The 26,188-nt window shown below is 73.7% G+C and carries 14 protein-coding genes and 2 pseudogenes; 11 read left to right on the top strand and 5 right to left on the bottom strand.

Going from position 1 to position 26,188, the window contains the following annotated elements:
• The first annotated feature begins 107 nt into the window (after positions 1-107).
• From IE332_RS26865 to IE332_RS26850, 4 genes and pseudogenes are all read left to right on the top strand, one after another.
• Positions 108-1,541, top strand: a complete 1,434-nt coding sequence (locus IE332_RS26865) for a helix-turn-helix domain-containing protein (RefSeq protein WP_229928938.1) — start codon at positions 108-110, stop codon at positions 1,539-1,541.
• 276 nt (positions 1,542-1,817) lie between these two features.
• Positions 1,818-2,675: a sterol desaturase family protein gene (locus IE332_RS26860; RefSeq protein ID WP_229928937.1), complete on the top strand. Its 858-nt coding sequence runs from the start codon at positions 1,818-1,820 to the stop codon at positions 2,673-2,675.
• Positions 2,676-2,760: 85 nt separating this feature from the next.
• The gene (locus IE332_RS26855; protein ID WP_189921172.1) at positions 2,761-12,003 is read left to right on the top strand and encodes a non-ribosomal peptide synthetase/type I polyketide synthase; all 9,243 of its coding nucleotides are present in this window, start codon (positions 2,761-2,763) and stop codon (positions 12,001-12,003) included.
• Positions 11,990-13,645: pseudogene (locus IE332_RS26850) on the top strand (phytoene desaturase family protein); the annotation flags it as partial. The gene IE332_RS26855 and the pseudogene IE332_RS26850, both read left to right, overlap by 14 nt.
• Before the next feature lie 72 nt (positions 13,646-13,717).
• On the opposite strand, the pseudogene IE332_RS42460 reads toward IE332_RS26850, so the two are convergent.
• A pseudogene (locus IE332_RS42460) lies at positions 13,718-13,777 on the bottom strand (hypothetical protein); the annotation flags it as partial.
• 59 nt (positions 13,778-13,836) lie between these two features.
• Between IE332_RS42460 and IE332_RS26840 the strand changes: the two are divergent.
• The 5 genes from IE332_RS26840 to IE332_RS26820 all read left to right on the top strand — a co-directional run bounded on the left by IE332_RS26840 (position 13,837) and on the right by IE332_RS26820 (position 19,105).
• Positions 13,837-15,555 carry a phytoene desaturase family protein gene (locus tag IE332_RS26840; protein WP_189921380.1) on the top strand — a complete coding sequence of 573 codons (1,719 nt, stop codon included), beginning with the start codon at positions 13,837-13,839 and terminating at the stop codon, positions 15,553-15,555.
• Positions 15,552-16,607: an MDR family NADP-dependent oxidoreductase gene (locus IE332_RS26835; protein WP_189921170.1), complete on the top strand. Its 1,056-nt coding sequence runs from the start codon at positions 15,552-15,554 to the stop codon at positions 16,605-16,607. The genes IE332_RS26840 and IE332_RS26835 overlap by 4 nt, the downstream gene beginning before the upstream one ends.
• Positions 16,608-16,731: 124 nt before the next feature.
• A complete protein-coding gene (locus IE332_RS26830) occupies positions 16,732-17,178 on the top strand; it encodes a GntR family transcriptional regulator (protein ID WP_189921168.1) in 447 nt (148 codons plus the stop codon).
• Positions 17,175-18,017, top strand: coding sequence for an ABC transporter ATP-binding protein (locus IE332_RS26825; protein ID WP_189921166.1), 843 nt, complete (start codon positions 17,175-17,177; stop codon positions 18,015-18,017). Before IE332_RS26830 ends, IE332_RS26825 begins: the two co-directional genes overlap by 4 nt.
• Positions 18,014-19,105 (top strand): ABC-2 membrane transporter-related protein, encoded by a 1,092-nt coding sequence (locus IE332_RS26820; protein ID WP_189921164.1) that lies wholly within the window; start codon positions 18,014-18,016, stop codon positions 19,103-19,105. Before IE332_RS26825 ends, IE332_RS26820 begins: the two co-directional genes overlap by 4 nt.
• 36 nt (positions 19,106-19,141) lie before the next feature.
• Here IE332_RS26820 and IE332_RS26815 read toward each other — a convergent pair whose 3' ends face one another.
• Positions 19,142-19,714, bottom strand: a complete 573-nt coding sequence (locus tag IE332_RS26815; RefSeq protein ID WP_189921162.1) for a winged helix-turn-helix transcriptional regulator — start codon at positions 19,712-19,714, stop codon at positions 19,142-19,144.
• A gap of 110 nt (positions 19,715-19,824) precedes the next feature.
• Between IE332_RS26815 and IE332_RS26810 the strand changes: the two genes are divergently transcribed.
• Positions 19,825-20,583 (top strand): class I SAM-dependent methyltransferase, encoded by a 759-nt coding sequence (locus tag IE332_RS26810; protein WP_189921160.1) that lies wholly within the window; start codon positions 19,825-19,827, stop codon positions 20,581-20,583.
• Between the two features lie 217 nt (positions 20,584-20,800).
• Here the strand turns inward: IE332_RS26810 and IE332_RS26805 are convergent, their stop codons facing one another.
• On the bottom strand, positions 20,801-22,018 hold the full coding sequence (locus IE332_RS26805) for a threonine synthase (protein ID WP_189921158.1): 1,218 nt from the start codon (positions 22,016-22,018) through the stop codon (positions 20,801-20,803).
• A gap of 106 nt (positions 22,019-22,124) precedes the next feature.
• Between IE332_RS26805 and IE332_RS26800 the strand changes: the two genes are divergently transcribed.
• Complete coding sequence (locus IE332_RS26800) at positions 22,125-22,451, top strand: hypothetical protein (protein WP_189921156.1); 327 nt, start codon at positions 22,125-22,127, stop codon at positions 22,449-22,451.
• Positions 22,452-22,466: 15 nt separating this feature from the next.
• Here IE332_RS26800 and IE332_RS26795 read toward each other — a convergent pair whose 3' ends face one another.
• Both IE332_RS26795 and IE332_RS26790 read right to left on the bottom strand, forming a co-directional pair.
• Positions 22,467-23,078, bottom strand: a complete 612-nt coding sequence (locus tag IE332_RS26795; RefSeq protein ID WP_189921154.1) for a hypothetical protein — start codon at positions 23,076-23,078, stop codon at positions 22,467-22,469.
• Between the two features lie 64 nt (positions 23,079-23,142).
• Positions 23,143-25,992: a penicillin acylase family protein gene (locus IE332_RS26790; RefSeq protein ID WP_189921152.1), complete on the bottom strand. Its 2,850-nt coding sequence runs from the start codon at positions 25,990-25,992 to the stop codon at positions 23,143-23,145.
• Between the last annotated feature and the right edge of the window lie 196 nt (positions 25,993-26,188).

The following is a 26,188-nucleotide window of genomic DNA, read 5'->3' as shown; positions in this document are numbered from 1 at the left end:
TATACGCGGCGGGGGGCCGTCCAGTACCGTCGGCGATCGAGTACCGGTGCCGTCCTCGTGGTGGCACCGCGACCGGCCGAGGGCGACGACGCACCCGGGAGGCAGCCGTGGAGCGGAACCGAGTGGCCCCCGACCCGGGGGCTCCGGCCCCGCCGGCCGGCCAGGGCCGCGGCGCCTGGCGGGAGTTCGGCGCCCGGTTGCGGCACTGGCGCCGCCGGGCCGGCCTCACCCAGGCGCAGCTCGGCGCCGGGATCGGCTACGACCACACCGCGGTCAGCAAGATCGAGCACGGTGCCCGCCGGGTCACCCCCAGGGTCGCCGACCGGATCGACCGACTCCTCGGCGCGGGCGGTGAGTTGAGCGCGGCCTGTCTGCGCGCCGAGACCGCCGAACTCTGCGGGCCCGACTCCCTCTCCCTCTCTCCCGCGCTGCTCCGGCCCCCGCTGCCGGGCCTCGCGCCGGCCGAGCCGGTCCTCACCGCCCCCGCCCCGGCGCGGCTGCCCGACTACGGGCTGCTCTGTCCGCTGCACGGCGCCGAGGGCTGCGCCGTCCCGGCGGCCGCTGAACTCGCCGGACTGCACGCCGAGTTCTGCGCTCCCGAGGCGCTCGCCGACCCGGCCGCGGCGCGGCCGCTGGACGCCGCCACCGCGCACGCCCTGACCGGACTGCTCGCCGCCCACCTGCGCTCCGGCGAGACCGGCGGCCGGCCGGGCCTGGCCGCCGCCGTCGAGCGCACCCTGCACGCGGTGCTCGCCCGGCTCGCCGGCGCCCCCGCCGCGCAGCGCGCTCCGCTCGCCCGGCTGGCCGCCGAGCACGCCCACGCGGCCGGCGCGCTGCGGATGCAGGACGGCCGCAACGCCACCGCGATGGCCTGCTACGACCGGGCGCTCACCTGGTCCGGGCTGGCCGGGGACCTGGCCACCCAGGTGGGCACGCTCAGCGATCTGGGCGTCCTGGCCCGGATGGACGGGGACCCGGCGGCGGCCCTCGGCTTCGCCCGGGAGATCGACCGGGTCGCCCCCGGCCGGCACTGGGCCGGTGCGATGGGCCGGATCAGCCGGGCCCGCGCGCACGCCCTGACCGGCGACGTCCGGGCGACCGTCCGGCAGATCGGTCTGGCCCGGGCGCACCTGGACCACATCGGCGCGGCGGACGAGGCCGACGTGCCCTGGCTCTCCATCGCCTCGATGCGGATGCGGGTCGAGTCCGCCGCTGCCGCCGCGCTGCGCGACCTCGCCGCGGCCGGCGACGACCCCCGGCTGGCCCGCCGGGCGCTGAGCGCCACCGAGACCGCGCTGGGCCTGCTGGGCCCGAGCCAACTCCCGTCCAGTCGCCTGCTGTTCATCGTCCGGGCGGCCGACTGCCTGGTCTGCGCGCACGATCCGCGGGGCGCCGTCGAACTCCTCGGCCCCGCGCTGGAGGCGATGCCGGCGGTCGCCCTGCCGGCGCTGGTCGAGTACGAGCTGCGCGGCGTGCGCGACCGCCTCGCGGCGCACGCGCCGCACGCCGCACACCGGTTGGCGGAGCTGGTCCGGACCTGAGTGGCGGGCGGGTGCCGCGGCGCCTCCCGGTACCGGCGCGCGTGGGGGCGCTCGACAGCGCTCACCCGGTGGTGTGACGCCGTGCGCGCCCCGAGAGTCCCCGCTGCTGGCACAAAACGCGCCCCCTTCACGCCGTTCGAGCGTCAACTTCGTGCGCGTATCGTCCGCCGATCGGGTCATTCATGGCGTTAACACGTCGAATGACTTCCTCGGCCAGCGGCTCCGGCTAGAGTCTCTGACGTTTCCAGTCGTTAGTCCGCGAAGAACGGGGGGCGCGTGCTTTCAGCCATTGCACGCCGGCTCGCCCATCCGCTTCTGCTGGTGGGCGTGCTGTGCGTCGCCGTCGCGACCCTCCGCTTCCACTGGGCTCCCGACCGGGTCTCCCCGCTCGTCCTGGTGGCCGTCATCGGATACCTGGCGGTCCTGGAGCGGGTGATCCCGTACCGGACCGACTGGCACCCGACGCGTCGCGAACTCGGCTGGTACAGCGTCTACTTCCTGCTGAGCATGGTCGGCGGCGCGCTGGCCCAGGGGCTGGTGACGTCACTGGTGGAGCTGCTCGGCCCGGCGCACCCGGCGCTGCCCTTCGCGGTGGAGATCCCACTCGCGCTGCTGGTCGGCTCGCTCGGCGACTACCTCGTGCACCGCTGGTCGCACCGCAACCGGTGGCTCTGGCGGCTGCACGGCGTGCACCACGTCCCGGAGAAGGTGAACGTCGCGAACAACGGCGTGAATCATTTCCTGGACGTCTTCGTCGCGCAGTCCGTGGTCCAACTTTCACTGGCGCTCGTCGGATTCTCGGCGGATTCAGTGTTCGTGGTCGGAATATTCGTCCTGGCCCAGGGGTATTTCGTCCACGCGAACATCGACGTCCACCTCGGGCCGCTCGGTCACGTCCTGGCCGGTCCGGAGCTCCACCGCCTGCACCACAGCACCGACCTCGGCGAAGCCGGCCACTACTCCTCCGACCTCTCCCTGTGGGACCACGTGTTCGGGAGCTTCACCTGGCGGCCCGGCCGGGTGCCCACCGCCGTCGGCCTCACCGACCCGGCCGCGTTCCCCACGACCGGCGAGCTCGGCGCCACCCTGCTGCACCCGTGGCGCCGGGCGGAGACCACCGAGCCGTCCGTCTGACTCCGGCCGCGCGGCCGCCCCCATGCCCGTGTCCCGCCCCCATGCCCGTGTCCCCGGCGCCACGCCTTCACCCTCGGATTGGACCATGACCTCCTCGCCCTTCGCCGTGCCCCGCGAGCCCATCGCGATCACCGGTATCGGCTGCCGCCTGCCGGGACACGCCAACGACCACCGGACCTACTGGCGCAACCTGATCGAGGGCCGGGACTGTCTCACCGAGACGCCCGCCGACCGGTACGACACCGCCACCCTGGGCAGCCGCGACCGGGCCAAGCCCGGCCGGCTGATCGGCGGCCGGGGCGGCTACATCGACGGATTCGACACCTTCGACCCGGACTTCTTCGGCATCAGCCCGCGCGAGGCCGAACACATGGACCCGCAGCAGCGCAAACTGCTGGAGGTCACCTGGGAGGCCCTGGAGGACGGCGGCCTGCGCCCTGCCGAGCTGGCCGGCCGGGACGTGGGCGTCTACATGGGCGCCTTCACCCTCGACTGGAAGATCCTGCAGTTCGCCGACCTCGACTTCGACACCATCGCCGCGCACACCGCCACCGGCACCATGATGACGATGGTCTCCAACCGGATCTCGCACTGCTTCGACTTCCGCGGCCCCAGCGTCTCGATCGACACCGCGTGCAGTTCCTCCCTGGTCGCGGTCCACCTGGCCTGTCAGAGCCTGCTCCGCGGCGAGACCGAACTCGCCCTGGCCGGCGGCGCGTTGCTGCACATGGCGCCGCAGTACACGATCGCCGAGACCAAGGGCGGCTTCCTCTCGGCGGACGGCCGCTCCCGCGCCTTCGACGCCTCCGCGGACGGCTACGTCCGGGCCGAGGGCGTCGGCGTGGTGGTCCTCAAGCGGCTCTCCGACGCGCGCCGCGACGGCGACCCGGTGCACGCGGTGATCCTCGGCAGCGGTGTCAACCAGGACGGCCGCACCAACGGCATCACCGTCCCCAGCGCGGATGCCCAGGTCACCCTGATCGAACGGGTCTGCGCCGAGGCCGGACTGCTGCCCGGCAGCCTGCAGTACGTCGAGGCGCACGGCACCTCCACCCCGGTCGGAGACCCGATCGAGGCGGCCGCGCTCGGCCGGGTGCTCGGCATCGGCCGCCGCGACGGGGACCGCTGCTACGTCGGTTCGGTCAAGACCAACATCGGGCACACCGAGGCCGCCGCCGGCGTCGCCGGGCTGATCAAGACCGCGCTCGCCCTCAAGCACCGCCGCATCCCGCCGCACCTCAACCTGGAACGGCCCAACCCCGGCATCGACCTGGCCGCGCTGCCCTTCGAGATCCCGACCGAACCGGTCGACTGGCCCGAGCACCGCGGCCCGGCCCGCGCCGGCGTCAACTCCTTCGGCTTCGGCGGCACCAACGCGCACGTCCTGATGGAGGAGCCGCCCCGCCCCGAGCCCGCCGCCCCGGTCGCCGAGCCGGTCCGCACCGTTCTGCCGCTGAGCGCCAAGGACGCCGCCGGACTGCCCGAACTCGCCGAAGCCGTCCGGCAGGAGCTCGCCGCCGGGGCCTCGCTCACCGATCTCGGCCACACCCTGGCGCACCGCCGCCAGCACCTGCCCGAGCGGCTCGCGGTGGCCTACTCCACCCGGCAGGACCTGGACGAGGCGCTGGCCGCGTGCGCGCGCGGCGAGGAGCACCCGCAGGTGGCCCGGGGCCGCGCCCGCGAGCGCCGACAGCGGCGCCTGGCCTGGGTGTTCACCGGCATGGGCCCGCAGTGGTGGGGCATGGGCCGGGGCCTGTACGAGAGCGAGCCGGTCTACCGGGAGGCCGTGCTGGCCGTCGACCGGGAGATCCGCGCGCAGGCCGGCTGGTCGCTGACCGAGGAGCTGGGCCGGGACGAGGCGGACTCCCGGATGGCCGAGACCTGGCTGGCCCAGCCCGCCAACTTCGCCGTGCAGGTGGGGCTTTCGGCGCTCTGGCGGAGCCACGGCCTGCGCCCCGACGCGGTGGTCGGCCACAGCACCGGCGAGGTCGCCGCCTTCCACGAGGCCGGGGTGTACGACCTGGCCGACGCCGTCCGGGTGGTGCTCGCCCGCAGCCGGCTCCAGCAGCGGCTGGCCGGCACCGGCGGCATGCTCGCGGTCGGCCTGCCGGAGGCGGAGGCGGAGCGCCGGATCCGGCCGTACCGCACCCGGATCTCGCTCGGCGCCGTCAACAGCCCCTCGGCGGTGACCCTGGCCGGGGACACCGAGGCGCTGGGCGAGCTGGCCGAGGAACTCACCCGGCAGGGCGTCTTCGCCCGCCCCCTGGACGTCGAAGTCCCGTACCACAGCATGCGGATGGACCCGATCCGGGACGAGCTGACCGCAGCCCTCGCCGCCGTCAAGCCGCAGCAGGCACGGCTTCCGCTCTACCTGACCGGACGGGAGGGCCTCGCCAAGGGGCCCGAACTGGACGGCGGCTACTGGTGGGAGAACGTCCGCAACCCGGTGCGCTTCCGCGCCGCCGTCGAGCGGATGGCCGAGGACGGGCACACCCTGTTCCTGGAGCTCGGCCCGCACCCGGTGCTCGGGCACGCGATCCGGGAGTGCGCCGAGCGCGCGCACACCCTGCCCTCGATCCGCCGCGGCCAGGACGAGCCCGCGCGCTTCACCCGCAGCCTCGCCGAACTGCACACCCTGGGTGTCGAACTGGGCTGGGACGCGCTGCACCCGGCCGGGCGCCCGGTGCCGCTGCCGGGGTACCCGTGGCGGCGCGACCGGTACTGGGTCGAGCCCTCGCCCGTCGCACAGGTCCGGCTCGGACGGGTCGACCACCCGCTGCTCGGCCGCCGCACCGCGAGCGCCCAGCCCGGCTGGACCACCACGCTCGACCCCGAGCGGCTGCCCTACCTGACCGACCACCGGATCGAGGGCCAGGTGGTCTTCCCGGCCGCCGGGTACCTGGAGATGGCCGCCCAGGCCGTCCGTGCCCTGACCGGCGGCACCGAGGTGGTGCTGGCCGAGGTCGAACTCAACCGCGCGCTGTTCCTCTCCGAGACCGAGCCCGTCCGGGTCCAGCTCGGCTACGCCCCCGAGGACGCCCGCTTCACCGTCGCCGCCACCCCGAACGGCGGCGAACCGACCGTGCACGCCGGCGGCCGGGTCCGCACCGGCCAGCGGCGCTCCTACGGGCCCGCCCTGGACGTCACGCTGCCGCACACCCACGGGGAGCACCTCGACGGCCCGGACTGCTACCGGCGGCTGGCCGAGCGGGGCTACGACTACGGGCCCGCCTTCCAGGCCGTCGCCGAGGTCTGGGCGGGCCCCGGCCAGGCGCTCGCCCGGATCCGGCCGACCGCGGGCCTCGGCCCCGACGCGGCCGGCCACCACCTGCACCCGGTCCTGCTGGACGCCTGCTTCCAGACCCTGCTCACCACCACCCTGCACGCACCCGAGGGCGGCAGCGTCCGGCTGCCGGTCTCCATCGAGGAGGTCAGGCTCGACGAGATCGGCGACCGCCCGCTCTGGGCACGCGCCACCGTCACCCGGGACAGCGGCGAGGAACTCGTCGGCGACATCGCCCTGTACGCCGAGGACGGCACCCCGCTCGGCCGGATCACCGGCTTCCGGGTCGCCGACGTCGCCCAGGCCCCGGCCTCCGTCGGCCTGGCCACCATCGACGGCTGGCTCACCGAGGTCGCGTGGACGGAAGCGCCCGAGCCGACCGCCGAGGAACCCCTCGGCGACCTGCTGCTCCTCGCCGACGAGGGCGGCCTCGCCGAGCGGCTGGCCGCCCTGGCCGCCGAACGCGGCGCCCGCTGCCACCTCGTCCGGCCGGGCCCCGAGTACCGGCACGACGAGCAGGGCTCGACCGTACGGCCCAACTCCGCCGAGGACGTCCGACGGCTGCTCGCCGACCTCGACCCCGGCTACCGCACCGTCGTCCACCTCTGGAACCTCGACCTGCCCGCCCTGGACGCCACCACGCCCGACCGGCTGGACGGGCTCGCCACCCTCGGCGCCTACTCCCTGATCGCCCTCGCCCAGGCCCTGCCCGCCGCCCGCCCGGACGGCCGGCTGCACATCGTCACCCGGGGCACCCAGCCCGCCGCCCCCGGCGAGCGGGTCGAACCCCTCGGCGCCCCCGCCTGGGGCGTCGGCCGGGTGCTCTGGCAGCAGGAACTCGTCGCCCAGCGCGGCAGCCTGATCGACCTCGACCCGGCCGCCGAGGCCGCCGACCAGGCCGAGGCGCTGCTCGCCGAGCTCACCGCCCGCGACGAGCAGGAGATCGCCCTGCGCGCCGGGCGCCGCCTCACCAGCCGGCTGCGGCAGGCCGAGGGCCTCACCCGGCCGCTGCCGCCCGTCCTGCGGGCCGACGGCAGCTACCTGGTCACCGGTGCCTTCGGCGCGCTCGGCCGGCTGCTCTGCCGCACCCTGGTCAAGCGCGGCGCCCGGCGGCTGATCCTGGTCGGCCGCACCGCCCTGCCCGAGCGCGCCCAGTGGGCGGACACCGACCCGAGCAGCCCCGCCGGGGAGCGGATCGCCTTCCTGCGCGAACTCCGGGCACTCGGCGCCGAACCGCTGCTCGCCCCGGTGGACGTCACCGACGAGGCGGCCCTGGCCGGCTGGCTCGCCGACTACCGGGAGCGCCAGCACCCGCCGATCCGGGGCGTGTTCCACCTCGCCGGGCAGGTCAAGGACACCCTGCTCGCGCAGATGGACCGCACCGCCTTCGACGCCGGGTACGCCCCCAAGGTGGCCGGCGGCCACCTGCTGCACCGGCTGCTGCGCGAGGAACCGCTCGACCACTTCGTGCTGTTCGCCTCCGTCGCCTCGCTGCTCACCACCGCCGGGCAGACCAACTACGCGGCCGGCAACGCCTTCCTGGACGCCCTGGCGCACCACCGCCGGGCCGACGGACTGCCCGCGCTCAGCCTGGACTGGGGGCCCTGGGCCACCGGCATGATCGAGGAGCTGGGCCTGGTCGCGCACTACCGCGACGCCCGCGGTATGAGCTCGCTGCCGCCGGACGCCGGGACGGCCGTCCTGGAGCGCGTCCTCGGCCAGGACCGGGCCCAGCTGCTGGTCGCCACCGTGGTCGACTGGCCGACCTTCCTCGCCTGGTACCCGGCGCCGCCGCCGCTGGTCGCCGACCTGGCGGCGAGCGCCGCCGAGCAGGCCCCGGCCGAGACCGGCGGCTTCCTCGACGCCTACCGGGCGGCCGGCCCGCAGACCCGCCGGGAGCTGGTCACCGAGCGGTTCACCGCCGCCGCCGCGGCCGTGCTGCGGATCGGCGCCGAACGGATCGGCCCCGACACCAAGCTCGGCGCGCACGGCCTGGACTCGCTGCTCGCGATGGAGCTGCGCGCCCGGGTGCACGGCGAACTGGGCGTCGCCCTGCCGGTGGTGGCCCTGCTCAGCAACGGCACCGTCGGCGACCTGGTCGACCTGCTCGCCGACGGCCTGACCGAGCGGCTCGACGCCGACGGCGGCCCGGCCCGGGCCGAGGTCGAGCCGTACACCGACGAGTCCCGGTACCCGCTCACCCACAACCAGCAGGCGCTCTGGTTCCTGCGCCAGCTGCACCCGGACGGCTTCGCGTACAACATCGGCGGCGCCGTCGAGGTGCGCGCCGCGCTCGACCCGGAGCTGGTGTTCGCGGCCTTCCGCCACCTCGTCGCCCGCCACCCCGGCCTGCGCGCCGCCTTCACCGCCGAGGAGGGCCGGCCGCTCCAGCGCATCCGCGCGGAGGACGTGGCCGACACCGGCCTGACCGACGTCGAGGGCCGCCCGTGGGAGGAGATCCACGAGCTGATCGTCCGCGAGTACCGGCGGCCGTACGACCTCGCCGAGGACCCGCTGGTACGGCTGCGGCTGTTCCGGCGCGGGCCGGAGCGCTGGGTGCTGATGAAGGCCGTCCACCACATCGTCTCGGACGCGATCTCCACCTTCACCTTCATCGAGGAGCTGTTCGAGGTCTACGAGGCGCTGCGCCAGGGCCGCAGCCCCGAACTGCCCCCGGTGCCCGCCCGCTACCTGGACTTCCTCAACCATCAGAACCGCTTCCTGGCCGGGCCCGGGGCGCAGCGGATGCTGGACTACTGGCGCGGCCACCTGCCCGCCGAGATGCCGGTGCTGGCGCTGCCCACCGACAAGCCGCGGCCGGCCGTGCAGACCCACAACGGGGCCTCCGAGTTCTTCCGGCTGGACGAGGAACTCACCGCCCGGGTCCACGAACTGGCCCGTTCGCAGAACGCCACCCCGTTCATGGTGCTGCTCAGCGCCTACTACCTGCTGCTGCACCGGTGGTCCGGGCAGCCGGACATCGTGGTCGGCAGCCCGGTCACCGGCCGCACCCAGGAGGAGTTCGCCTCCGTCTACGGCTACTTCGTCAACCCGCTGCCGCTGCACGTCAGCCTGGGCGGGGAGCCGACCGTGGCCGAGCTGCTGGCCCGGGTGCGGGAGAGCGTGCTCGGCGGGCTGGACAACCAGGAGTACCCCTTCCCGCTGCTGGTCGAGCAGCTGGGGCTGCAGCACGACCCGAGCCGCTCCGCGGTGTTCCAGGCGATGTTCATCCTGCTCACCCACAAGGTCGCCGTGGAACGCTTCGGCTACCGCCTGGAGTACATCGAACTCCCGGAGGAGGAGGGGCAGTTCGACCTCACCCTGTCCGCCTACGAGGACCGCTCGGACGGCTGCTTCCACTGCGTCTTCAAGTACAACTCCGACCTCTTCGAGCCCGCCACCGTCCAGCGGCTGGCCGGGCACTACCGCAACCTCCTGGACGCCATGACCCGCGCCGCCGAGGACCTGCCGGTGGGACGGCTGCGGATGCTGGACCCGGCCGAACGCCGGGAGATCCTCACCGGGTTCAGCGGCGCCGACCGCAGGATCGAGCACGACACCCCGCTGCCGGAGCTGATCGCCAAGGCCGCCGCCGAGCACCCGGAGGCCGTCGCCGTGGTCGCCCCCGGCCGGGACGAGGTCCGGCGGCTCACCTACGGCGAACTGGACCGGCGCTCCCAGCGCACCGCCGCCCGGCTGCGCGAACTGGGCGTCGGGGAGGGCTCGGTGGTGGCGGTCTGCCTGGACAAGTCACCCGAGCTGATCACCACCCTGCTGGGGATCTGGCGGGCCGGCGCCGCCTACCTGCCGCTCGACCCCGGGCACCCGGCGGACCGGCTGGCGTACCAGGTGGCCGACGCCGGGGCCGCACTGGTCGTGGTCGACGAACGGCGCCCGCTCCCCGCCGGCCTGCCCGCCGAGCCGGTCACCCTGGAGGAACTGGACCGCCCCGCCGCGACCGCCGTACCGCTGCCCGCCGCCGACCCGGACCGGGCCGCGTACCTGATCCACACCTCCGGCTCCACCGGCCGGCCGAAGGGCGTCCGGGTCGACCACCGCAACCTGGCCGCCGTCACGGCCGGCTGGCGCGCGGAGTACCGGCTGGACACCGAGGCCCGGGTGCACCTGCAGATGGCCGGCACCGCCTTCGACGTGTTCTCCGGCGACTTCGCCCGGGCGCTCGGCACCGGCGGCACCCTCGTCCTGGTCGACCGCGAACTGCTCTTCGACACCGCCCGGCTGCACCGGGTGATGCGCGAAGAGGCCGTGGACTGCGGCGAGTTCGTCCCCGCCGTGGCCCGCGCCCTGCTGGCCCACTGCGAGCGCGAAGGCCTGACGCTGGACTTCCTGAAACTGGTGATCGTCGGCTCCGACTCCTGGAAGTCCGCCGAGCACCGCCGACTGCGCGCCCTCTGCGGCGAGCACACCCGGCTGGTCAACTCCTACGGGCTGACCGAGGCCACCGTCGACTCCACCTACTACGAGGGCGCGGCCGAGGAACTGGAACCCGGCCGGATGGTGCCGATCGGCCGGCCCTTCCCCAACAGCGCGCTGTACATCCTCGACCCCTACGGCGAGCCCGTCCCGGCCGGGGTGCCCGGCGAGCTGTGGATCGGCGGCGCCGGCGTCGCCGCCGGCTACCCCAACGACCCGGAGCAGACCGACCGGCGCTTCACCACCCTGGACCTCGACGGCACGCCCCTGCGGCTCTACCGCACCGGTGACCTCGGGCACTGGGACACCGCGGGCACCGCCCACCTGCTCGGCCGGATCGACAACCAGGTCAAGGTCCGCGGCCACCGGATCGAGCCGGGCGAGATCGAGACCCACCTCACCGCCCGCCCCGAACTCGCCCAGGCCTGCGTGGCGGTCCGCCAGGACGCCTCCGGCGAGGCCGTCCTGGCCGCCTACGTGGTCCCCGCCGAGGGCACCGTGCTGGACCGCCGGGAACTCCGCCGCCACCTCGCCGAGCACCTGCCCACCGTGATGATCCCCTCCTACCTCACCGAACTGCCCGCCCTGCCGCTCACCCCGAACGGCAAGGTCGACCTCGCCGCGCTGCCGGAGCCCAAGGCCGACACCGCCGGCGCCCAGCACGAACCGCCCGTCACCCTCTACGAGACCCGGGTCGCCGAGCACTGGCGGAACCTGCTCGGCCTGGAGGAAGTCGGCCTGCAGCACGACTTCTTCGAACTCGGCGGCAGCTCGATCCGGCTGATCGAGCTGATCCACCACCTGCAGACCGAGTTCAACATCGGCATCCCGGTCGGCCAGCTGTTCAAGGTCACCACCCTGCACGGCATGGCCCGCACCGTCGAGCAGATCATCACCGGCGAGGTGGCCGGCGGCCAGTCCCACCTCTGGTTCAACGCCGCGGCACCCGAGGACCGTACGGTCTTCTGCTTCCCGCCCGCCGGCGGCCACGGACTGGTCTACCGGCAGCTCGCGACCCACCTGCCCGAACACCGGATCGCCGCCTTCAACTACCTGACCGGCGACGACAAGACCGCCCGCTACGCCGACCTGGTCGAGGAACTGCACCCGGGCGGGCCGTACGTCCTGCTCGGCTACTCGCTCGGCGGCAACCTCGCCTTCGAGGTGGCCAAGGAACTGGAACACCGGGGCCGGACGGTGAGCTCGGTGCTCCTGGTGGACGCCTACCGGGTGCTCGACGCCTTCGACCTCGGCGAGGAGCACGTGGCCGTCTTCGAACGCGAACTCCACGAGCACCTGCACCGCCACACCGGCTCCCGGATCGTCGCCCGGGAGACCCTCGAACAGGCCAGGGACTACCTGGAGTTCTGCAGCCGTACGCCCAACACCGGCACGGTGCGGGCCCAGCTCGACGTGGTCTGCGAGCGCGAGCGGCTGGCCGTCCACGTCGGCGGCGAGGAGGGCTCCTGGCACGGCGCCTCCACCACCGGCACCGCCGTGTACGCCGGCCACGGCAGCCACGCCGAGATGCTCGACGGCGACCACGCCGCCCGCAACGCCGAACTCGCGGGCGCCATCCTGGCCGGAGGGACCGTCGATGGCCGCGACTGACCGCGGACCGGACTGGTCCACGCGGGAGCGGGCCCCCGGCGGCCCGCCCCGGGTCATCGTGATCGGGGCCGGCCTGGCCGGCCTCGCCACCGGCTGCTACGCGCAGATGAGCGGCCTGGAGACCCGGATCTTCGAGAAGCACGTGCTGCCCGGCGGCTGCTGCACCGCGTGGTCCCGGCACGGCTACCTGTTCGACTACTGCATCGACTGGCTGATCGGCACCGCCGAAGGCACCGGCGCGCACCAGGTCTGGAGCGAACTCGGCGCCCTGGACGGCAAATCGGTGACCCGCTTCGACACCTTCAACCGGGTCGTCGACGAACACGGCCGCGCCGTCACCTTCTACGGCGACCCGGACCGGCTGGAACACCACCTGCTGTCCGTCGCCCCCGGTGACGCCAAGCCGATCCGGGCCTTCTGCCGGGACCTGCGCCGCTTCGCCGCCGTCGACCTGCCCTGGGACCTCACCCCGCCGCCGCTGCGCACCCCCGCGGAGCGGCTGCGCACCCTGCGCACCGTCCTGCCGGCCTTCCGGCTGTTCTGGCGGACCGCGACCACCCCGATGAGCGGCTTCGCCGAGCGCTTCCAGGACCCGCTGCTGCGCCGGGCCTTCCCCAACATGTTCCTGCAGGAGCCCGCCGGCTTCCCGCTGCTGCCGTACCTGTACACCCTGGCCGCCGCGCACAACGGCAACGCCGGCTTCCCGCAGGGCGGTTCGCTGGGGCTGGCCCGCTCGGTCGAGGAGCGGTACACCTCGCTCGGCGGGGTGATCGGCTACCGCTGCCGGGCGGAGCGGATCCTGATCGAGGACGGGCGCGCCATCGGCATCGAACTCCGGGACGGCTCAAGGCACTTCGCCGACCACGTGGTCGCCGCCTGCGACGGCCCGACGGTGCTCGACCGGCTGCTGGAGGGCCGCTACTCCAGCCCCGCCACCGACCTGCTGTACGGCGAACTGCTCGACAAGCCGGGCAACCTGTACCCGGCCGTGGTCTCCGCCTTCGTCGGCGTCGACGGCCCGCTGCCGGCCGGCGAGCCGCACAGCACCACCTACCTGCTGGCCCCCGAGGAGGGCGCCCGGCTGCCCGGTTCGCTGCAGAGCAGCCTGGTGGTGCAGCTGCGCTCGTCCTACGCGGAGGGCTTCGCACCGCCCGGCAAGTCGGTGCTGCACTGCACCTACTTCAGCGACTACCGCTCCTGGAAGGACCTGCGGGTCCGGGACCGCCGGGCCTACCGGGCGCGCAAGCAGGAGGTGGCCGCGTTCGTCCGGGGATTCCTGGAACGGACCTACCCGGGGCTCGGCCGGCGGATCGAACTGGTCGACGTGGCCTCGCCGGTGACCACCGAGCGGTTCACCGGCAACACCTACGGCTCCATCCTCGCCTGGCAGGCCTTCTCGGAGGCCGAGGACGCCGCCAACCGGCTGGTCAACCGGGACCGGATGCGGCTGCCCGGGCTGAGCGGCTTCTCCATGGCCGGGCAGTGGACGGCCCTCGGCGGGCTGATCCGGGCGGCCACCAGCGGGCGGTTCGCCGCGCAGTACCTCTGCCGGGAGCTCGGCCGGCCGTTCCGGGCCTGGCCCAGCGACAACCGCGAGCCGTGGCACACGGGCAAGTGGGGCAGCCTGCCGCAACTCGACCGGGTCACCGTGGGGGCGCCGGGAGCGGGCGTGGCGGAGGCGGGCGTGGCGGACGTGGGAGCGCCGGAAGCGGGAGTGCCGGAAGTGGGAGTCGCGGAGGTCGGAGCGTCGGAAGTCGGAGTCGCGGAAGTGGGAGTGGCGGAAGTCGGAGTCGCGGAAGTGGGAGTGGCGGAGTGACCACCAATCGACAGACGATGGTCGTCATCGGCGGCGGGCTCGGCGGCCTGTCCACCGGCTGCTACGCGCAGATGAACGGCTACCGCACCCGGATCCTGGAGATGCACGAGATCCCCGGCGGCTGCTGCACCGGCTGGGACCGCGGCGAGTTCACCTTCGACTGCTGCGTCAGCTGGCTGCTGGGCAGCGGACCGGGCAACGAGATGCACCGGATCTGGCTCGAACTCGGCGCGCTGCAGGGCAAGCGGATGCGCAACTTCGACGTCTTCAACGTGGTGCGCACCAGGGACGGCGGGGCGGTCTACTTCTACTCCGACCCGGACCGGCTGGAGGCCCACCTGCTTGAGCTGGCCCCGGAGGACGCCCGGCAGATCCGGCAGTTCTGCGCCGGACTGCGCAAGTTCCGTCTGGCGCTGGCCCGTTACCCCTTCCTCAAGCCGGTCGGACTGATGGGCCGGCGGGAGCGGTGGCGGATGCTCGCCTCCTTCCTGCCCTACTTCAACGTGATCCGGCGCTCGATCACGGTGCTGATGAGCGACTACTCGGCGCGGTTCCGGAGCCCGCTGCTGCGCGAGGCGTTCAACTTCGTCCTGTACGAGAAGCACCCCAACTTCCCGGTGCTGCCGACCTACTTCCAACTCGCCTCGCACGCCGGGCAGTCGGCCGGGGTGCCGGAGGGCGGCTCGCTCGGCCTGGCGCACTCGGTCGAGCAGCGCTACCGGCGGCTCGGCGGGGAGATCACGTACAACGCCAAGGTGACCGAGATCCTGGTCGAGGAGGACCGGGCGGTCGGGGTGCGGCTGAGCGACGGCCAGGAGGTGCGGGCGGACGTCGTGGTCGCCGCCTGCGACGGCCGGACGACCATGCTGGACCTGCTCAAGGGCCGCTACCTGAACGACACCTACCGCCGGCTGTACACCAGGACCATCACCGAGCCCGGCATGGTCTTCCCCGGGTACCTGACCGTCTTCCTCGGCCTGCGCCGCCCCTTCCCCGCCGGTGACCCGTGCACCACCTACCTGCTGGAGGACGAGCTCGCCGGCCGGCTCACCGGGATCCGGCACCCCAGCGTCAACGTCCAGTTCCGCAGCCGCCACTACCCGGAGCTGTCCCCGGCCGGGACCACCGTGGTGTACGCCAGCTACTTCTGCGACATCGCCCCCTGGCGGGAGTTGAGCACCGGGCCCGAGCAGACGCCCCGGCTGCGGCGCGGCGAGGAGCTGCACACCCTGCCGGTCGGCCGGGGCCGGGAGTACCAGCGGGAGAAGCGCCGGGTGCGGGACGCCGTGATCGACTTCCTGGACGTCCACCACCCGGGCCTCAAGGACGCGGTGGCGGTCAAGGACGTCTCCACCCCGCTCACCCAGGTCCGCTACACCGGCAACTACGACGGCACGGTGCTGGGTTGGCAGCCCTTCGTGGAGAGCGGCGAGACCCTGGAGGAGGAGATCAAGCGCAACGGCCCCGGACTGCCGGGCCTCGCGAACTTCTACCTCTCCGGCGTCTGGGCGACCACCGGCGGGCTGATCCGGGCCGCGGCGGCCGGCCGCCACGTCGTCCAGTTCATCTGCCGGGACGACGGCAAGCCCTTCTCCGCCGAGATCGACGACACCGCGCCGCCGCCCACCCTGCTCATCGAACCCGTCGGACCCGCAGGATCCGCAGGCCCCTCAGGAATCGCAGGAACCGCAGGCCCCACAGGACCCGTCGACCGGCAGTTTGGAGTCACCTCGTGAGGATCGAGAAGTGGACCGTCCGGGAGCACGTGGAGGGCGTGCCGGACATCGAGCGGATGTACCGGAAGGTCGTGGAGGAGGTGGACGTCCGGCTCGCCGCGGACGAGATGCTGCTGCGCACCCGGTACGTCTCGGTCGACCCGTACCTGCAGGGCATCGCACTGGACACCCCGATCGGCGACCACATGGGCGCCGACTCGATCATGGAGGTGGTGGAGGCCGGGCCGGCCGCGCGGTTCGCGGTCGGCGACCTGGTGCAGGGGTTCGCCGGCTGGTGCAGCCACGTGGTCAGCAACGGCGCGCCCCGGCTCTGGCAGACCGGGACCTTCCCGATGGTCTTCCCGGCCTACCGCCGGCTGGACCCCGGCCACTACGACGAGGCGCTGCCGCTGTCCACCGCGCTCGGCGTCCTCGGCGGGCCCGGGATGACGGCCTGGGGCACGGTCGAGAAGTTCCTCGACGTACGGGCCGGAGCGACGGTGCTGGTCAGCGGGGCCTCCGGGGCGGTGGGGTCGGTGGTCGGGCAGCTGGCCAAGCACCGGGGAGCGCGGGTGATCGGCACCACGGCGACGCCGGAGAAGGCCGAGCGGCTGTGGGAGCTGGGCTTCGACGGGGTGGTGCTGTACCGGGACGGCGACGCCCCCGAGCGGCTGGCGAAGGAGCTCGCCGAGCTGGCACCGGACGGCATCGACCGCTACTTCGACAGCCTGGGCGGGGTGCTGACGGACGTGGTGTTCGGCATGCTCGCGGTGGAGAGCCGGGTGGCGGTCTGCTGGCAGTGGGGGAGCCAGGTGGGCGGCGACTGGGCGGGGCCCCGGCTGCTGCCGATGATCATGTTCCCGCGCACCACCATCCGCGGCATCTTCTCGCTGGAGTGGTTCACCGAGGAGAACTGGACCGCACTGCGACGGGACGTGGGTGCCCTGGTCCGCAATGGGGAGCTGAGCTACCAGCAGACCGTCCACCGGGGCTTCGACAGCATCCCGGAGGCGTACCGCAGCCTCTACGTGGACCGCGCGGCGAGCCGGGGGAAGGTGCTGGTCGAGCTCTGAGGGGGGCGGTTCTTCGGGTACCGGTGTCCTGTCGTCACCGCAGTGCTTCGCTGTAGTGGTTGACTAGTGTTCTACTTGACCATAACAATTACGGGGCAGGCCTCAATCACCGAGGAGACACCCCGTGATCGAATTCCATGTGGACCGGGCCGACAGCCTCCCGGCCTACGCGCAGCTCGTACGACAGGTGCGGGAGGCGCTCAGGCTGGGAGTGCTGAAACCCGGTGACCGGCTGCCGGCCGTGCGGGACGTCGTCGTCTCGTGCACCGTCAACGCCAACACCGTGCTCAAGGCCTACAAGGAGCTGGAGCACGGCGGCCTGGTCGAAGCGCGCCAGGGTTCCGGAACCTTCGTCACCGGCTCGCTCGGTGCCGTCGAACCGCACGACATGGCTCGGCTTCGCACCGGACTCTCCCGCTGGGTGGCCGAGGCCCGCGAGGCCGGGCTGGAGGACGAGGACGTCAAGGCGCTCGTCACCGCCGTCCTCGCCGAGGAACCGGCCGCCGCCCGGCGCGACGCGGGCCACGGAGCCGCAGCCCGGCGCGACGCGCGTCAGGGGGCCGGAGCGTGAGCGCGGCCCTGGAGGTGCGCGGACTGACGAAGCGGTACGGGAGCGTGACCGCCCTGGACGACTGCGGCTTCGAGCTCCCGGCCGGCGGGGTGGTCGCGTTGGTCGGCGCCAACGGCGCGGGCAAGTCCACCCTGATGGGCATCGTCAGCGGCATGCTCCGGCCCACGGCCGGGGAGTACCGGACGGCGGGCCGAGTGGTACTGCTCTCCCAGGACAAGCCGCTCTACCGCGACTTCAGCGTCACCGACATGCTGAACTTCGGCCGGCACACCAACCAGGTGTGGGACCAGACCCGCGCGCTCGCCTGGCTGGAACGGTTCGGCATCCCGCTCGACCGGCGCTGCGGCAAGCTCTCCGGCGGCCAGCAGGCCCAGGTCGCGCTGGCCGTCGCGCTCGGAGCCTGCCCGTCGCTGCTCCTGCTGGACGAGCCACTGGCCAACCTCGACCCGGTCGCCCGCAAGGCCGTCACCGGCGAACTGCTCGGCGAGGTCGCCGAGACCGGCATGACGGTGCTGCTGTCCACCCACGTCGTCGCCGAACTCGCGGGCGTGGGCGACCACTTACTGCTGCTGTCGCACGGCAGGAACATCCTGGACGGCGACGTCGAGGACCTGCTCGGCCAGCACGCGCGGCTGACCGGGCCGCGGGCCGACCGGCCGCCGGTCGAGGGCGAGGTCGTGCACGAGACCCACACCGCGAGGCAGTCCACCTTCCTGGTACGCACCCTGCTCGGGGCGGCCACCCCGCTCGACACCCCCGGCTGGACCGGACACCCCGTCACCCTGGAGGACATCGTGCTCGGCTACCTCAGGACCTCCCTCGGGGAGACCGGCCGATGAGCGCCCCGACCACGACCCCGCCGCCCGCCTCGCCGGCTGCCACCGCCACCCGGCCCGCACCCGCTCCCCGAGGGCAGCTGTGGCGCGGCATCCTCTGGCTCACCTGGCGCCAGCACCGCTGGCAGCTGATCGGCGGCGCCGTCCTGACCGCCGGCTTCCTCGGCTGGATGGCCGTCAACGCGGCCGACCTCCAGGGCGCGCTCGACCTCTGCCACGGGCCGGACTGCTCCCGGGCCGTCGCCGAGGACCGGCTCGCCCGGATCAGGCACGGCGCCGACATCGCCGGCTACCAGCTGAACCTGGTGGTCTTCCTGCCCGCGATGCTCGGCATGTTCATCGGGGTGCCCCTGCTGGCCCGCGAGTACGAGCAGCGCACCCTCCTGCTCGCCTGGTCCCAGGACATCAGCCCGCGGCGCTGGCTGTTCGGCAAGCTCGCCGTGCTCGGCACCGTGGTCGGCGGGCTGGCCGCCGCGCTCGCCACCGAGTGCCTGCACGTCGCCCGGCTGGTCCACCTCGCCGACCGGCGCAGCCTGTTCGAGGGGACGCTCTTCCAGGCCGGCGGCTGGATGCCGCTCACGCTCGCGCTCGCCTGGGGGATGTTCGGGGTGGCCGTGGGAGGCGCGCTGCGCCGGCTGGTGCCCGCCTTCCTGGTGGTGCTGGGCTCCTTCGCCGGGCGCACCGCGCTGATGGAGCGGCTGCGGCCGCACCTGATGGACCCGGTGACCCGGACGATCCCGCTCCCGCCGGGCGGTGGCGCGGGCGGTGGCGGGGGCGTGGACGCCTTCGCGCCGGTGGCCAACGACCTGGTGCTGGACGGCGGCAAGGCGCCGTTCGTCGACGCGGCGGGGGGCCTGCACCCGTACAACGAGGTGATGGGTCAGTGGTGCGGCAACATTCCGGACGGGCGGGCCGAGGCGTTCAGCTCCTGCCTGCGGCAGCACGGGCTGACCGGCATGCAGCAGAGCCTGCAGCCGGAGGGCCGGATGGGCACCTTCCACCTGATCGAGAACGGGCTCAACCTCGGGTTGTTCGTGGTGGCGCTGGTCGTCACCTGGTGGCTGGTGCGCAGGGCCCGGACCACGGTGTAGCGGGGCGGGGTCGCGGGCGGCCGGCGGCCGGCTCCGCTAGCGACCGGTGTCGTCGGCGGCGTATTCGGCTTGGGCGGCTTGGGCGGCCTGGGCGGCTTGGGGGGCTCGGGCGGCTCGGGCGGCGAGGAGCGGGCCGAGGACCTGGGTGCCGGGGCCGGTCCGGCCGCCGGGGCCGGGCAGTTCGGTGGTGTTGGCGGCGGTGACGGGCCCGCCGCAGTGGCCGCAGGCCGTCACGGGCGTGGTCTCCCGCCCGCAGTCCAGGTGGCGGATCCGGGCCGGCGGGCCGGCCTCGCCCGCGTACCAGCGGTCGCCCCAGGCCATCAGGGCCATCAGGACGGCGTGCAGTTCGGCGCCCTTCTCGGTGGCCCGGTACTGCTCGCGCGGCGGGTGCTCCTGGTAGCGCTCGCGGACCAGGACGCCTTCCTCGACCAGCCGGGCCAGCCGGGCGGCCAGGACCTTGCGGGAGATGCCCAGGTCGTGGGCCAGGTCGTCGAAACGGTGGATGCCGGTCAGGACGTCCCGCATGATCAGCGCCGTCCAGGCGTCGCCGAAGAGGTCGGTGGCGCGGGCGATCGAGCAGGCGACATCGGCGAGGGAGGTGCGGGTCATGGCGGCCAGCGTATCCGGGGTCGGCCGGGTCGGGTTCCCTGAGGGAACTTCATCGGATAGGTTCCTTCAGGGAACCCGAATGCATCCGGCGCGTCCAGAGGGAGTTCGGCATGGGCACCACCCCGCACATCGAGCTCGATGCGGCGTCCCCGGCGGCGATCGACGGTCGGCACATCCGCGCCCTGTCGTTCCAGGCCGTCCGGATGGAGTACCTGGGCGAGGTCGCCCCGCGCGGCGAGGGCCGGGCCGCGCTGGTGGTCGGCGGCGGGCGCGGCCTGATCGCCGCCGGACTCGCCCGGTCCGGCTACCGGGTGACGGCCGTGGACCCGTCCCCGGTGGCTACCGGCCACGCCCGGGCCGCACACCGGCGGGACGGCCTCGCGATCACCGACCTGGTCGCCCGGGCCGAGGAACTCCCGTTCGGCGATGGCGAGTTCGACCTCGTCTACGGTGCCGACACGCTGGAGGTGACCGACCGCCTGGACGACGTCCTCGCCCAGACGGCCCGGGTGCTCGCTCCCGGCGGCACCCTGGTCTACGACACCGTCAGCCGTACCCCGCTCTCCCGGCTGGTCTACCTCGGCGCCTTCCAGGCCGTCCCGATGACCCGGATCATGCCGCCCGGCCGCTACAGCGCCGACCGGCTGCGCCCACCCGCCGAGCTCGCCGCCGCGCTCTCCCGGCACGGCCTGCACAACCGGGACGTCCGCGAGTTCAAGCCGCGGAACCCTCTCGACCTGGTCCGGGCGGTCCTGGCCCGTCGCGCCGGTCGGATCACCGACGAGGAGATCCCGCCGCTGGTCGACTTCGTGCTCTCGCCGGCCGCCCGACCACTGGTCACCTACCTGGGGTACGCGGTGAAGGGTTAGGGCGTGTCTGACAATTCCCGCCGGGCGCGCGACGCCGGGGCACGCACCTCGCCGCGTTGTCGTCGGTCGCCGATGCTCCGCATGGACTCCCTCCTCCGCCTTGCGATGCACGCACCCCAACGCCGCGCGCTGATCCGACGCGAATTGTCAGACACGCCCTAGGGCCCGTCTTCGAGCCCCCGCCTGCGGGCGGACGACGGGGGCTCGAAGACGGACCCTAGGCGGCCAGCCCCGCAGCGCGCAGGCGGTGGAGGACGGCGTCCCACTCGGGGGCGACGGGTTCGGTGCGGCGGGTGCCGACGCCCAGGTCCTTGAAGCCGCTCGACGTCGACAGGCAGACCACCGGGCCGTCCGAGAGGTCCGGCTCGCCGAGGCTGCGCAGTCCGGCCAGGCCGGCGGCCGCGGACAGCTCGGTCCACAGGCCCGCCCTGGACAGCTCGTGCTGGGCCTCGGCGAGGCTGCGGTCGTCCAGCGTCAGGGCCCGGCCGCCGCTCTCCCGGACCGCGACCACCCCTCGGTAGCCGCTCACCGGCGAGGCGATCGAGTAGGCGTCACTCGGACCGACCGTGACGTGGGCGGCCGGGAGGCCCAGCGCGATGGCCCGGGCCAGCGGGCCGGAGGCGGCCACCTCGCAGGAGTGGATCCGCGGCACCCGGTCGGTCAGGCCCAGGCGGCGCAGCTCGGCGAAGCCCTTCCAGACGCCGAAGAGCAGTTCGCCGTACCCGGTCGGGACGAACACCGCGCTGGGCACGCCGACGTCCTGGTAGATCTCGTACGCGACGGTCTTGTAGCCCTCGGGGCCGTAGGCGTGCCCGGTGTGGGTGGTGGTCAGGTTGCTGACCGGGTGCAGGCCCAGCCGCTCGACCACCTGGCGCAGCAGCGGCCAGCGGGCCTCCCATGGCACCGGGAGCACCACCGCGCCGTAGGCGTTGAGGAAGGCGTCGACGTTCGGCGGGACGTCGGGGCCGGTGAACACCACGCAGGGCAGGCCGGCGCGGGCGGCGTAGGCGGCGGCCGAGGCGCCGTGGTTGCCGGAGGAGGCCACCGCGATGCCCGGGGCGCCGGCGCCCACGGCGGCGCTGGTGGTGCAGCGGTTCAGCCGGTCCTTGTGGCTCCAGGTCGGGTTGCGCGACTCGTCCTTGACGTACACCCCGGGTTCGATCTCGACCAGCGGGGTGGCGCCCTCGCCCAGGCCCGGCGCGTGCAGCGGCGGCAGCAGCGGGGCCCAGCGCTCCAGGCCGCCGCGGGTGGGGGCGGGGGCGAACAGGCTCGCCGGGTCGACCTTGTCGTAGGCGTAGTCGACCTCGACGGGGTAGGAGATCTCCTCCGTCCCCGTCCGGGGGCAGCCCGCGGTGAGCGGGGGCCAGAGCGGGTAGCCGACGTCGGGGTCGCCGAGGGAGCGTTGTCCGGTCGCGAGGGAGTCTGCTGTCGCCATGTAAGCAGCCTAGAACTGATTCGGATGCTACCGGGTGGGGTTTGTGATTCCCGTGCGCACGGGCACACTCACCGGGTCGGAGGACTCGGACGGAACCGGGGGAGCGATGGACAGCGGCGTGCGGGCGATGGTCGAAGCGGTCGGCGAGGCGCGGCGGCAGCTGCGTGAGAACGCGCTGCCGAAGGCCCGCGAGGGCGGGCGGGACAAGGTGCCGGCTACGGAGGAGGCGGCGCTGCTCGGCGCCCTGGCGGGGCTGGTGGAGGCCGTCGTGGAGCTGGCCGACGCCGCCTCCGACCGGATGACCACGATCGACAGCGGAACGGTGTACCTCAAGGCGGGCAGGCGCTTGCGGGACCAGGCCGGCTACCTGCGGGACGACGAGCGTGGGGTGAGGGCCCGAGTGGCGCCCGCCGGGCCGGCGAAGCCGTCCTGACCCGGCGGGCGGTGGTCACGAGGCGGTGAACAGTAGGGCGACCAGGCGGCCTTCGGCGTCGCGGCCCTCGTAGCAGTCCGCCCCTCCGGCGTTCACCGGGAAGGCCAGCACGTTCGCGCCGGTGCGTTCGTCCACCGTGACGTCCACCCAGGAGGGCGTCCGGCCGGTCGGGTCGGCGGTGGCGAGCTCTGCCTCGACGTGCGTCACGAAGGCGTCGAGGTCCGGGAAAGCGTCCGGGCGGGGGCCGTCGAAGCGCAGGGCGTCCATCGCGGTGCCGTCCCAGAGGAAGCCGAGGTCGGGGCCGAGCGGCTGGTAGTCGTCGAAGGCGTCCTCGAACTCGGCCTCGGCGATCGCCTCGGGCTCGGCGAAGGGGATCAGCGCCATGGTGACGAGCGCCAGCTCCCGTCCGCTCTCGGTGTCCTGCCGACGGACCACGCCGACGTGCACGGGGTGTGTGCCGATGGGCACGTCGTCGCAGGTGAACCACTCCAGCGCGTCGGGGCTGCTGAAGACCAGCCCCGAGGTGACGGTCAGATCGGCGGCGCGGTGGAACTCCTCCGGGCGCTCGCCGAGGGACTCGTCGATGTGCTCCTCGGCCAGGTCGCGGAGCAGGGTCTCTATGTCCATGCCGGTGATGATGGCAGCCCCCGCCGACAATCGGGCGGGGGCTGCCGGGCGGTTCGGTGACGGCTCAGCGGTGGGTGGGGAACTGCACCACCTGCTGGTACGTCGGGCGGTTCTGCCACGTGGTCTTGGCGTCCGTCACACCGCCCAGCGGGCGCTGGATGATGCTGTCGGCGCACCACTGGTCGCCGGCCGGGCAGTCCGCGTCGCCCGGGTAGACCTGGGCCGGGGTCTGGGCGGCCGCGCGCTTGAGGGTGTCCAGCAGGACGGCGCGGCAGGCGGTGAGGTCGCCGCCACCGCAGAACGGACGGGCCAGCGGGCCCCTGACCTGGTCGCCGAGGACGGACCTGAGGTCCTTGTCCAGGTAGCTCCACCAGCCGTACTGGAAGGCCGAACCCTTGTGCGGGATACCCTCGTTGGCGCTCACCGGGCCGCCGCCGGGACCGGTCTGCCCGCCCGAGGGCGACTCGTTGATCTGCAGGGCGCCGGTCAGCGCGCCGAACAGCTGGTCGCCCAGGCCCGGCCGCATGACGCCCTCGGCGACCAACGGCCACCAGGCGTCCGTCACCCGGATCGCGGTCGCGTCCGCGTAGGTGTGGCTGCCGGCCGAGGTCTCCTTCCGCTGGGCGCCGTTCGCGAGCCAGGTCTCCAGCTGCTGAAGGGCGGTGAGGGCGGCGGGGTCGGTGACGGGCGCGCTGCGCAGTACCCGGATCAGTTCGGGCAGCACGTCCTCGGCCCGCAGGTCGGCCAGGGCGGCGCTCTCCATGGCCTGGGTGAGCGCGACCCGGCTGATCTTGCCGCCGCCGCGCAGCAGCGCCTTGACCCGGTCGTCGAGCAGGTTGCCGCGGTGCACCGAGCCGTTGCCGAAGCCGGCCGAGGTGTAGCCGTTCGCCTGCTTGTTGTTCCAGGAGATGTAGTAGTCCTGGCCGACGGACTGCGGGTGCTCGGCCGCCGGGGTGTACCGGGCGGTGTTCGCGACGGGGTCGAACTCGGCCCACTCGTAGGCGGGTTGGGCGAGCACCGGCAGGCCGGCGTCGACCCCGGGGGCCCGCACCGGGTTGCTGCCGGAGTTGTAGTACGCGATGTCGCGGGAGTCGGCGTAGAACCAGTTGAAGGTGTAGTTGACGTCCTGCGCGGCCCGCTGGAAGCTCGCCGCGTCGTGCACCGCGCCGGGGTCGTTGAGCTCCTGGAAACCGATGATGGAGTCGGCCTCGTGGCGGTAGGTGGAGCGCAGCGAGGTGAAGGCGACGGGCGCGCCGCCGACCGTGCCGCGGGCGGTGACCAGGCCGTACTTCGAGCGGTACATCACCAGGGTGTAGGAGCCGGCCGCGGTGGAGTCGGCGGTGGTGGGGCTCCACGCGTTCTTGCGTTCCAGCCGGTCGAAGGGCAGGCACTGGCCGTGCCAGAGGTAGGCGTTCGCGGCCGTGGTGACCGGTGAGCCGTCGGTGGTGCAGAGCGGGACGGCGTAGCTGTCGGTGATGTCCTGCCCGGCGGAGGTGGCGCTCCAGGCGTAGTCCTGGCCTCGGCCGAGCTGCACGTAGAAGCTCAGGCCGGCGAAGGCCGCGCCGCGCGCGCTGATCCCGGGGCCCTGGATCTCCTCCAGCATCAGCAGCTGCGGGGCGAAGTAGCCGGTCTGCGGGCCGAACACGGCCACCGGGTGGCCGTCGTCGGTGTGCGCGCCGGACACCAGCAGGGCGTTGGACATGCCGTGCTTGGCGGTGAGCAGGTTGCCGGGCAGGACGCCGTCGGCCTTGGTGGCGGCGGTGCCGGCCGAGCCGGTGGCGTCGTAGACCATCCGTTCGGGCACCACCGAGCCGGGGTCGGGCAGCGCCTCGCCCCGCGGCTGGTCGGGCACGGTCGCGTACGGGAAGGTCTGCCCGTCGTGCAGGGTCTGGACGGCCTCCGGGTCGTCGGCCTCGCGCAGCGACTTCCAGAGCGCGTCTCCGGCGTCCTTGCCGTAGCGGGCCTCGGCGGCCGACTTGACCTGGGCGGAGGAGAGTTCGTTGCCGCCGCCGGAACCGAACAGGGCGCCGACCACGGAGGCGAGGGCGACCAGGTCGGTCAGCTTGAACGGCTCGATCGAACCGGCGTTGGTGATCGGGTCGATGTGCCCGGTCAGGTCGTACTCGCCGGGGAAGGTACGGGCGTTGTAGGACTCCTTGGCGTACTGGTTGATGCCGTCCAGGTAGGCGGTGGCGTCGGCGAGCGCCTGGGTGGCCCGGCCGCCGCGGGCGGCGATGGCGTCGATCTGCTGCTGCAGCTCCGCCTCGGTGTACGGCGCGGCCTGCCAGAAACTCTGCTCCAGCTGGCGGTTGGCGGCGGCGCCGCCCGCGAAGCCGGAGAGCTGGCCGCGCCCGACGTGCCGGAAGAGGTCCATCACCCAGAGGCGGTCCTGGGCGGCGGCGTAGCCCGCGCCGAACTCGGTGCCGTAGCGGGTGGTGCCGGTGATGTGCGGGACGCCGCTGGCCTTGTCGCGCACGATGGTGACGTCCGGGCGCGGGCTGGTGGTGCTGGCGACCTGGTCGGCGGGGACGCCGAAGGAGGCGTCGTTGAAGAAGTCGCGCAGCTTGGCGTCGGTGAGGCCCGGGTAGCCGGAGGCGAGCGCGGCGTACGGGCCGAGCTGGTCGTCGGTGTGGGCGGGGCGGGTGCCGAACATCCGGTTGAGCAGGATGTCGGCGAGGGTGGCGTTGCCGTTCTCGCCGGGCGGCAGGATGTCGGCGCAGTGGCCGCCGCAGTAGTCGCCGGCGGCGGTGGTCGTTGCGGTGCTCGCGGTGTTCGGCGCGGTGTTCGTCGCGGTGGGGGCGGCGGTCGCGGTCGGGGTGGTGGTCAGGGCGGCGGTGATGAGCAGGGCCGACGCGAGGGCGGCGGCCGCCCGGAAATGGAGGGGGCGTCGGAGGGGGTGGGGGCGTAGGCGCAAGGCGGACTCCTCCGTCGAAGCCACGGAAGCCACGGGGAGTCGACGGTAGGGGCGCTACTGGACGGTTGGCTAGTGGCGTGCATGCCATTTTCCGTCGGGATGGTGAGGACTTGACGGTGCGTCGGGGGAGGCGGTACCCGGCGTCCGGGCCGGTTGTCAGTGGTGTCGGTTATGGTCGGTCGCGTCGGAGCAGGAC

The sequence above is a fragment of the Kitasatospora xanthocidica genome (assembly GCF_014656195.1).
Taxonomy (GTDB): domain Bacteria; phylum Actinomycetota; class Actinomycetes; order Streptomycetales; family Streptomycetaceae; genus Kitasatospora; species Kitasatospora xanthocidica.
The sequence above is the reverse complement of the archived record's forward strand: the minus strand, read 5'-3'. Positions and strand labels throughout refer to the sequence as shown.

Coding starts and splice junctions, on each gene's coding strand:
- IE332_RS26820 (WP_189921164.1), top strand. CDS start 18,014: ATGAGCGCCCCGACCACGACCCCGCCGCCCGCCTCGCCGGCTGCCACC.
- IE332_RS26795 (WP_189921154.1), bottom strand. CDS start 23,078: ATGGACATAGAGACCCTGCTCCGCGACCTGGCCGAGGAGCACATCGAC.
- IE332_RS26800 (WP_189921156.1), top strand. CDS start 22,125: ATGGACAGCGGCGTGCGGGCGATGGTCGAAGCGGTCGGCGAGGCGCGG.
- IE332_RS26805 (WP_189921158.1), bottom strand. CDS start 22,018: ATGGCGACAGCAGACTCCCTCGCGACCGGACAACGCTCCCTCGGCGAC.
- IE332_RS26840 (WP_189921380.1), top strand. CDS start 13,837: ATGGTCGTCATCGGCGGCGGGCTCGGCGGCCTGTCCACCGGCTGCTAC.
- IE332_RS26815 (WP_189921162.1), bottom strand. CDS start 19,714: ATGACCCGCACCTCCCTCGCCGATGTCGCCTGCTCGATCGCCCGCGCC.
- IE332_RS26810 (WP_189921160.1), top strand. CDS start 19,825: ATGGGCACCACCCCGCACATCGAGCTCGATGCGGCGTCCCCGGCGGCG.
- IE332_RS26855 (WP_189921172.1), top strand. CDS start 2,761: ATGACCTCCTCGCCCTTCGCCGTGCCCCGCGAGCCCATCGCGATCACC.